This is a genomic window from Streptomyces sp. URMC 126 (assembly GCF_051386555.1).
Taxonomy (GTDB): domain Bacteria; phylum Actinomycetota; class Actinomycetes; order Streptomycetales; family Streptomycetaceae; genus Streptomyces.
In genome coordinates, this window is sequence record NZ_JBPQTX010000375.1 from 1 (window position 1) to 6,200 (window position 6,200).

The 6,200-nt window shown below is 73.0% G+C and carries 4 protein-coding genes; 2 read left to right on the forward strand and 2 right to left on the reverse strand.

The window, feature by feature from the left end; all coding sequences use genetic code 11:
* The first annotated feature begins 431 nt into the window (after positions 1-431).
* Together ACSNOK_RS29420 and ptsP are read left to right on the forward strand one after the other, a co-directional pair.
* Positions 432-881 (forward strand): PTS sugar transporter subunit IIA, encoded by a 450-nt coding sequence (locus ACSNOK_RS29420; protein WP_436783839.1) that lies wholly within the window; start codon positions 432-434, stop codon positions 879-881.
* A 109-nt stretch (positions 882-990) separates the two neighbouring features.
* A complete protein-coding gene (ptsP, locus tag ACSNOK_RS29425; RefSeq protein WP_436783842.1) occupies positions 991-2,661 on the forward strand; it encodes a phosphoenolpyruvate--protein phosphotransferase in 1,671 nt (556 codons plus the stop codon).
* A gap of 112 nt (positions 2,662-2,773) precedes the next feature.
* On the opposite strand, the gene ACSNOK_RS29430 is transcribed toward ptsP, so the two are convergent.
* Together ACSNOK_RS29430 and ACSNOK_RS29435 are read right to left on the reverse strand one after the other, a co-directional pair.
* Positions 2,774-3,736: a hypothetical protein gene (locus tag ACSNOK_RS29430; RefSeq protein ID WP_436783840.1), complete on the reverse strand. Its 963-nt coding sequence runs from the start codon at positions 3,734-3,736 to the stop codon at positions 2,774-2,776.
* Between the two features lie 103 nt (positions 3,737-3,839).
* Positions 3,840-5,852, reverse strand: a complete 2,013-nt coding sequence (locus tag ACSNOK_RS29435) for an acetoacetate--CoA ligase (protein WP_436783841.1) — start codon at positions 5,850-5,852, stop codon at positions 3,840-3,842.
* Positions 5,853-6,200 lie beyond the last annotated feature (348 nt).

Below are 6,200 nucleotides of genomic sequence, written 5' to 3' on the forward strand. Positions count from 1 at the left end.
TCAAGGAACGGACGCTTCCTTTGTACTCACCCGAGAGACTCTCTCAGGCTTTCCTCCGGGCGCTTCCCTTCGGTGTTCCACCACTCTATCAGGCGTTTTCCGTCTCTCTCACCGCCCGTTCTTTCCGTATGCACCGAATAGTTCGACGCACGCGGACAGACGCAAGCGCTCCCGAGAGGGGATCACATCTGAATGGAGTGCCGCCCCCGTACCGTGCCCCTCAGCTCTCGCTGCGGGCTCCGGTCGTGGGCAGGAATCCGACAGTACAGGCCCCCGGGCCGGCGAGGCAAATCGGTTACGGAGCGCACTGGACGGGCGGGGGGTGCGCTCGTGCGGAACCGTCAGTTCCTATGACTTAGGCTCTGATCAGTGCACCGTCCGGGACAGGTAGTGACGGTGCGTGATGAATCTCCACCCCTGGGAGGCTTCCCATGACCACCGTGTCGTCCCCGATCACCGGACGCGCCATCGGACTCGCGGCAGTGCCCGATCCCGTCTTCTCCGGCGCGATGGTGGGACCCGGTACCGCCGTCGACCCCGTGCGTGAGCCCTCCGAGGCCGTCGCCCCCGTCGACGGCGTCATCGTCTCGCTGCACCCCCACGCGTTCGTCGTCGTCGACTCCGAGGGGCACGGCGTCCTGACGCACCTCGGCATCGACACCGTTCAGCTCAACGGCGAGGGCTTCGAGCTGCTCGTCAACAAGGGCGACAACGTCACGCGCGGCCAGGCCGTCATCCGCTGGAACCCGGCCGCCGTCGAGGCCGCGGGCAAGTCGCCCGTCTCCCCCGTGATCGCGCTGGAGGCCACCGCCGAGGTGCTCGGCGACGTGCGCGTGGACGGCGACGTCAAGGCCGGCGACCAGCTGTTCAGCTGGCACTGACAGAGCCACGGCAGAGCCGCCGGGGAACCGGCGGAAACGGTTCAGCTGAACGCAACTGGGACGCGTTCCCCCACCGGCCGAGGCCGGTGGTCCCCTTCGAGAGGACATGATGGAAGCAACGCTGCGAGGCGTCGGCGTCAGCCACGGTGTGGCGATCGGCGAGGTCCGGCACATGGGCACGGCGGTGCTGGAGCCGCCGGCCAAGCAGATCCCGACGGACGAGGCACCGCGCGAACAGGGGCGCGCGCGCCAGGCCGTCGAGGCTGTGGCCGCCGATCTGATCGCCCGGGGCAACCTCGCCGGCGGCGAGGCCCAGCACGTGCTCGAGGCCCAGGCCATGATGGCCCAGGACCCCGAGCTGATGGCGGACGTCGAGCGGCGCATCGCCGTCGGCAGCACCGCCGAGCGCGCGGTCTACGACGCCTTCGCCGCCTACCGGGCGCTGCTGGCCGGGGCCGGTGAGTACCTGGCCGGCCGGGTCGCCGACCTGGACGACGTGCGCAACCGGATCGTCGCCCGCCTGCTGGGCGTGCCGATGCCCGGTGTGCCGGACAGCGACGAGCCGTACGTGCTGATCGCCCGGGACCTGGCGCCCGCCGACACCGCGCTGCTCGACCCGACGCTCGTGCTCGGCTTCGTGACCGAGGAGGGCGGGCCGACCAGCCACAGCGCCATCCTGGCCCGTGCGCTGGGCGTGCCCGCGGTCGTGGCGCTGCCGGGCGCCGGTGAGCTGGCCGAGGGCACGGTCGTGGCCGTGGACGGCAGCACCGGTGAGATCTTCGTCGACCCGAGCGAGGAGAAGCGCGCCGAGCTGACGAAGGCGGCCGAGGAGCGCAAGGCGGCGCTGGCCGCCTCCTCCGGTCCGGGCGCGACCTCCGACGGGCACAAGGTGCCGCTGCTCGCCAACGTCGGCGGTCCGGCGGACGTGCCGGCGGCGGTCGAGGCGGGTGCGGAGGGCGTCGGCCTGTTCCGTACCGAGTTCCTGTTCCTGGACGACAGCGCGAAGGCGCCGTCCGAGGAGAAGCAGGTCGAGGCGTACCGCAAGGTGCTGGAGGCGTTCCCGGAGGGCCGGGTCGTCGTGCGGGTGCTGGACGCGGGCGCGGACAAGCCGCTGGACTTCCTCACCCCGGCGGACGAGCCCAACCCGGCGCTGGGCGTGCGCGGGCTGCGGACGCTGCTCGACCACCCGGAGGTGCTGCGTACGCAGCTCACCGCGCTGGCCAAGGCCGCCGAGGGGCTGCCGGTCTACCTTGAGATCATGGCCCCGATGGTGGCCGACCGCACCGACGCCAAGGCGTTCGCGGACGCGTGCCGCGAGGCCGGGCTGCGGGCGAAGTTCGGCGCGATGGTCGAGATCCCGTCCGCCGCGCTGCGGGCGCGTTCCATCCTGCAGGAGGTCGAGTTCCTGTCGCTGGGCACCAACGACCTCGCGCAGTACACCTTCGCCGCCGACCGTCAGGTCGGTGCCGTCTCCCGTCTGCAGGACCCGTGGCAGCCCGCGCTGCTCGACCTCATCGCCCTGTCCGCCGAGGCGGCCAAGGCCGAGGGCAAGAGCTGCGGGGTGTGCGGTGAGGCCGCGTCGGACCCGCTGCTGGCCTGTGTGCTGACCGGTCTCGGCGTGACGAGCCTGTCCATGGGCGCCGCCTCGATCCCGTACGTGCGCGCCACGCTGGCCAAGCACACTCTCGCCCAGTGCGAGCGTGCCGCCGCCGCGGCCCGTGCGACGGACTCGGCCGAGGAGGCGCGGCGCGCGGCGCAGGCGGTGCTCTCCGGCGAGTGAGCGCCGCCCGCGGAAGCGGGTGCGTGAGATGTGAGGGAGTGAGGGGTGCCTGCCGGGCGGCGGGCGCCCCTCCTTTCTTGTCCCCGCGGTTCTTGGGTCCCCTTGGCGGCGCTCAGTCCTCTCTTCCTTCTCCTCCCCCTCCTCCCCCTCCTCCCTCGTCGGTCCCGCCGTCGTGTTCCGGGAGGTCGATGCCCGCCTCGTACGCGACGCCGTACTCGGGCGGGACGGGTTCCCCGGTGGTGGGGTCGGTGCAGTAGGCGGAGAAGACCTCGGCCTCGTCGAGCGGGCGGGGCCAGCCGGCGCGGAGGGTCCAGCCGCGGACGGTGGGCGGTCGGCCGGGGGCGGTGGTGCGGGCGACGATGCCGCCGGGGCGGTCGGTGGCGATGCCGGCGGCCAGGACGGTGCAGAAGACCAGGGCCGAGGGTTCGTCGAGCCGGAGTCTGCCGGCCGGGCCGCACTCGACTTGGAGGAGGGCGATGAGCGGGGCGTCGCCGTCGGCGGGGACGCTGCAGACGAGGTGGTGGCCGCCCGGGCCGAGGGCTTCGACGATGCGGCGCAGGGCGAGCGAGGCGCGGGCGAAGGCCGCGCGGCCGGTGTCCTCGCCGCAGCGTTCGCAGTCGTCGCCGGTGAGCAGTTCGGTGGCGTACTCCCAGGTGGCCTGTTGCTCGGCGGCGTCGATCAGGCCGGGGAGGAGCCGGGTGACGGGGCGTCCGTCGTAGGCGACCGTGGTGCCGGCGGCGGCGACCTCGGCGGTGTAGCGGGTGCGGCTGGTGGCGCTGTCCGGGTCGAGGCGGAGGTCCGCGCAGTAGGCGGCGTAGTCGTCCGGGTCGAACAGGGCGACGCTGGTGTAGGTGCCTTGGGCGGCCAGGGCGCGCAGGAGGCCGTCCACGTGCCGTAGGTAGCCGGGGTGGTCGTCGAAGCCGAAGCTGGTGTAGCGCCGCATGGCGGCGAAGTCGCGTTCGTCGGCGAGGACGGCGACGGTGCTGGGGACCTCCTTGCGCAGGCGTCGGCGGGCGCTCCGCCGGGTGCGGACGTCATCGGTGTGCGGCGTGTCCTGTGGCGTGTCGTGCGCCATGGTTCCACTCCCCCTCAGCGCGGTGTCAGCGCGGTAATCAATGCTCACTCAGAGTAATCGGAGCCACTGACAAACGCGCCGGGGGCGAGGCGCGGGAGGGCCGTCAGTCGCCGCGGCGGCGCCGGCCGAGGTCCGCGTAGAAGGGCAGCAGGTCGGGGTTGTCGACGGAGCCGGGGTTGACGGCGCGGGCGAGCGGGGTGCCCTGGAGGAGGCGCTTGACGGGCACCTCGATGCGCTTGCCGGTGAGCGTGTGGGGGATGGCGTCGACGGCTATGACCTCGTCGGGGACGTGCCGCGGGGAGAGCTGTTCGCGGATGGTCCGCTTGATGCGGTCGAGGAGCGCGTCGTCCAGGGTGGCGCCGGGGGCGAGGTGGACGAAGAGGGGCATCCAGTAGCCGCCGTCCGGTTCCTCGACGCCGATGACCAGGGATTCCTTGATCTCGGGGAGCCGTTCGACGGCCTCGTAGATGTCGGCGGAGCCCATGCGGACGCCCTGCCGGTTGAGGGTGGAGTCGGAGCGGCCGTGGATGACGACGGTGCCGCGTGAGGTGAGGGTGATCCAGTCGCCGTGCCGCCAGACGCCGGGGAAGGTCTCGAAGTAGCTCTCGCGGTAGCGCCGGCCGTCGGGGTCGTTCCAGAAGCGGAGGGGCATGGACGGCAGGGGCGCGGCGACGATCAGTTCGCCGACCTCGTCGACGAGGGGCTTCCCCTGCTCGTCCCAGGCCTGGAGGTCGGTGGCGAGGCAGGGGGCCTGGAGTTCGCCGATGTACACCGGGAGGGTGGGGACGGCGCCGGCGAAGCAGCTGCACACGTCGGTGCCGCCGCTGACGGAGGCGATCCACATGTCCTCGGCGACCTCGTCGTGGATCCAGCGGAAGCCGTCCGGCGGCAGCGGGGAGCCCGTCGTCGCCACGCAGCGCACGCTGGAGAGGTCGAGTTCGCGGCCGGGGTGGAGGCCGGCCTTGCGGCAGGCCATCACATAGGCGGCGGAGGTGCCGAAGAGGGTGGCGCCGGTGCGTTCGGCGACGCGCCACTGGGCGGCGGTGTCGGGGTGGCCGGGGCTGCCGTCGTAGAGGACGACGGTGGCGCCGACGAGGAGGCCGGAGACGAGGAAGTTCCACATCATCCAGCCGGTGGAGGTGTACCAGAAGAAGCGGTCGCCGGGGCCGAGGTCGCAGTGGAGGGAGAGCTGTTTGAGGTGTTCGAGGAGGATGCCGCCCTGGGACTGGACGATGGCCTTGGGCAGGCCGGTGGTACCGGAGGAGTAGAGGACCCACAGCGGGTGGTCGAAGGGCACCTGCTCGAAGACCGGCTCCACGTCGCCCGAGGTCAGGTCGGACCACTCCAGGGCGCCTTCGGGGGCGGGCGTGCCGAGCAGCGGGATGTGCACGACGGCGCGCAGGGTGGGCAGGCCGGCGCGGAGTTCGGCGACCGTGTCGGCGCGCTCGTGGCGCTTGCCGCCGTAGTGGTAGCCGTCGACGGTGAACAGGACGACGGGTTCGACCTGCTGAAAGCGGTCGAGGACGCTGCGGGCGCCGAAGTCGGGGGCGCAGGAGGTCCAGACGGCGCCGACGGCGGCGGTGGCGAGGAAGGCGGTGACCGCCTCGGGGATGTTGGGCAGGTAGCCGCTGATCCGGTCGCCGGGGCGGACGCCGAGGCGGCGGAGTTCGGCGGCCAGCGAGCCGACGCGGGACCGGAGTTCGGTCCAGGTGACCGGGCGCGGGTCGTGGGTCTCGTCGGTGTGCAGCAGGGCGGGTTCGGCGGCGCGGGCGGGGTCCTCGGCGGTGCGCAGGGCGTGCTCGGCGTAGTTGAGGGTGGCGCCGGGGAACCAGACGGCGCCGGGCATGGCGGCGTCGGCGAGCACCCGCTCGTAGGGGTGGGAGAAGCGGACGTCGCACCACTCGGCTACGGCCTGCCAGAAGGGCTCCGGTTCGGCGACGGACCAGCGGTGGAGGGCGGCGTAGCTCGCCTCCGGATCGCCGGGGACGGGCGCGGGGGCGCCGTGCCGTTCGGCGGCGCGGGCGTGGAAGCGGGTGACCTGGGCACGGGCGACGCGTTCTGCGTCCGGCCGCCACAGGGGCGTCGGCTGGTCGGCGTGGTGCGGTGCGGTGGTCATCGTGGCTGCTCCCGGCTGTACGCGTCGTGGGCGTGGCCGCCGTGCGGTGGGCGTCCCCTGGGTGTGGGCCGGCGCGCGCGGCTGACGAGGACGATGCCATGTGATCGTCTTCCGCACCAGGGGTGTCGGGCCGCGGCGGCCGGGAGGGCGGAGGTCACCGCCGGGTGAACGGGTGGCGAACCCGCTCCGTCCGGTGGGGGGTCGGTGGCAGGGTGAGGGCCATGGATGCGCATGACCTGGGACGGTCGGTCAAATGGGTGACGTCGTTCAGGACGGTGGGGGCGGCGCGGGTGGTGCGGTCGGTGCGGGCCGCGTGGTGGCGGTGGCGGGTCGACGGGGCGTACGGGC

What these genes read in the sequence shown, in the direction of transcription:
- ptsP (WP_436783842.1), top strand. Translation starts at nt 991, where the DNA reads ATGGAAGCAACGCTGCGAGGCGTCGGCGTCAGCCACGGTGTGGCGATC.
- ACSNOK_RS29430 (WP_436783840.1), bottom strand. Translation starts at nt 3,736, where the DNA reads ATGGCGCACGACACGCCACAGGACACGCCGCACACCGATGACGTCCGC.
- ACSNOK_RS29420 (WP_436783839.1), top strand. Translation starts at nt 432, where the DNA reads ATGACCACCGTGTCGTCCCCGATCACCGGACGCGCCATCGGACTCGCG.
- ACSNOK_RS29435 (WP_436783841.1), bottom strand. Translation starts at nt 5,852, where the DNA reads ATGACCACCGCACCGCACCACGCCGACCAGCCGACGCCCCTGTGGCGG.